Origin of the sequence: Arthrobacter mobilis (assembly GCF_012395835.1) — a bacterium.
GTDB classification, from domain to species: Bacteria; Actinomycetota; Actinomycetes; order Actinomycetales; family Micrococcaceae; genus Crystallibacter; species Crystallibacter mobilis.
In genome coordinates this window covers 1-1026 of record NZ_JAAZSQ010000068.1, presented here as the reverse complement: position 1 = coordinate 1026, position 1026 = coordinate 1, and the positions used below count along the sequence as shown (strand labels likewise).

Here is a 1026-nt window from a genome sequence, read left to right as displayed (position 1 = left end):
AAGGAAATATTTCGTTTGGTTGGTGGCAAAGCCGCAGGGTTCCAGCCAGTCGGCTCTCCTTCTTTCACCCGAAAGTAAGCACCTCCCATTGAACGTATACCGGGTTCCGCTGCCCGATCTTTGTCGAAAAATACTGTAGTTAACTTCTTTAATTTCCTCTCAGGTGGAAAAGACTCCGGCGTTCCGAACTGCTGGGCGGCGAAAGCCTTAGTCATCATCACTACCGTTTTACCCACGTTTGACGTACCAAGAATTTCGGTATGCCCCAGCGTGGGGTTTTTACCGAAGTAATTTTGATGCTCGGTAGTCATGTGATAGTTCAGGTTATAAATATCATTTCCTGAGCCGCCCAGGGTGATAAGGTTGTTACCCCAGGTATTTCCTTTCTCCTTGCCCGTAAAGAAATTATGGAAGCTTTCCATTTCGGCAAAGTTCAGACTGCTGATAGAACTCAGGCGTGGCCGTAACGTGTAGTTACCAGGTAACTGAGCAAAATACGCTGCGCCAAGACTCAAGGTTGAATAGGTTACGATCAGCCCTAAATCCTCCAGGGTCGTCGTTACAATATTGGTGTCCTTCACCAGACGCTCCGGCGAATCTGCGTAAACAATCAGTGTCTGGTGACTTTTCCCGAAAGAAATATAGCCGCTGGAGACCATATCGAGACCAACTTTCAAATCAGCGAGCAAGGATTTAGCGGCATCATCGGTCATTTCGAGTTTGTCGATCTGATCATCCAGCGCCTTGATTGCAGACTGCTTGTCTATCGGAGTTAAAGAGGAAGTCTGTACATACTCAACCGGGAGATACATCAGTGCATCAAAAATTCCGGCATCCGTTTCCTGAAAGTAGTCCTTGATCTCGATGCAACGAAAGTACCGGGCATGGTCAGAGGCAGTGATTTGTCCAGCATCGTTACCAAAGAACAGGTCTTTACCACCCAGGTATGTATAAAACGGACTATTGGTGACTCTGACTTTCTGCCAGCGCCCGGATAGCAGTTTCTGGAACAGCGTAAGCTGTTCT

1 protein-coding gene is annotated in these 1026 nt (G+C 47.5%); it reads right to left on the bottom strand.

What is annotated here, in order from left to right; genetic code table 11:
- Positions 1-1026 (bottom strand): VirB4 family type IV secretion/conjugal transfer ATPase (locus HGG74_RS20855; RefSeq protein ID WP_446680209.1); only part of this gene is annotated, 1026 nt, incomplete at both ends.